The organism is Sphingomonas sp. SRS2 (genome assembly GCF_000971055.1).
Classification (GTDB): Bacteria; Pseudomonadota; Alphaproteobacteria; order Sphingomonadales; family Sphingomonadaceae; genus Rhizorhabdus.
The window spans coordinates 1-1,201 of sequence record NZ_LARW01000056.1; the positions used below are offsets into that span (position 1 = coordinate 1).

Sequence of the window (1,201 nt, forward strand, 5' to 3'; positions counted from 1 at the left end):
TGCGGATTCCGACGATCGCGCGCATGTATTCCGATCTGATGCCGCGCGGCGTTCCGACCTGATCGCGCGCAGGTGGATCATCTGATCGTTGGGTGAAGATGTCATTCCTGTTTGCAGTTGGTCAAGCGGCTTGGGTGGCGAGGTTCCGGCGCATGGATTCGCCTGCGAGTTCGAGGCGATGAGCGTTGTGAACGAGGCGGTCCAAGATGGCGTCGGCGTAGGTCGGATCTCCGATCAGATCGAACCAGCGGGCCACAGGAAGCTGGCTGGTCACGAGAGTTGAGCGGCGGCCGTAGCGATCCTCAAGGATCTCGAGGAGGTGGTGGCGGGCATTTCCGTCAAGCGGTTCAAGCCCCCAGTCGTCCAAGATCAGCAGATCGACCCTGCCAAGGCTCTTCATGCGCGCGGCGATGCGCCCGTCTCCTTTGGCCAGCGACAGATCATCGATTAACCGAGGCAGGCGTGTGTAGAGGACCGAGCGATTGTCGCGGCAGGCCTTGTGGCCTATCGCACAGGCAAGCCAGCTCTTGCCGACCCCTGCTGGCCCGATGATGGCCAGGTTCTCGTGGGCGGCGATCCAGTTGCCCTTGAGCAGCATTTCGAACAGCCGGCGGTCGAGCCCGCGCACGCTGCGATAATCAACGTCTTCAGGTACGGCATGGTGCCGCAGCTTTGCGTGACGCAGCCGAAGTGCAAGACGCCGATCGTTGCGCCAGGTTGCTTCATGATCGAGTAGCAGGGCCAGCCACTCGGCATGGCCGAGGCCTGCGGCGTCACCATTGCCATCCAGTTCGGCAAAGGCATGGGCCATCCCGGTCAGCCCCAGCTGGTTCAGTTGATCAAGGGTTGGGTGTTTGAGCATCGTCGTTCCTCTCAGTGGTAATATTGGGAGCCCCGGATATTGTCGTGCAGGATCGGCTCGCGTTCCGGGGCTTTGGACACGGGCACCTTGTCGAGCCCCTTTTCGAGGATCGATTTGACGGACGGGTAATTGCGTGCCTGGATCTCCAGCGCGCGCATCGCAGCAGCCTCAAGCCGATCGGCACCGAAGCGTTTCGCAAGGCCGATAATACCAAGGCACGAGCGGTAGCCCTGCTCGGGATGTGGCCGGTCCATGATGATGCGCTCGACCAGCAGCGACAACATCGGCCCGATCCGGGCAGCCTCTTCTCGGATTTTGGCTGGGGTCCATTCCAGATAG

At 61.6% G+C, this 1,201-nt stretch carries 1 protein-coding gene and 1 pseudogene; both read right to left on the reverse strand.

Annotation, left to right across the window (positions count from 1 at the left end; genetic code table 11):
* Positions 1–121: 121 nt before the first annotated feature.
* Positions 122–862, reverse strand: coding sequence for an IS21-like element helper ATPase IstB (gene istB, locus WP12_RS04390; protein ID WP_046192551.1), 741 nt, complete (start codon positions 860–862; stop codon positions 122–124).
* An 11-nt stretch (positions 863–873) separates the two neighbouring features.
* Positions 874–1,201: pseudogene (locus WP12_RS04395) on the reverse strand (IS21 family transposase); the annotation flags it as partial.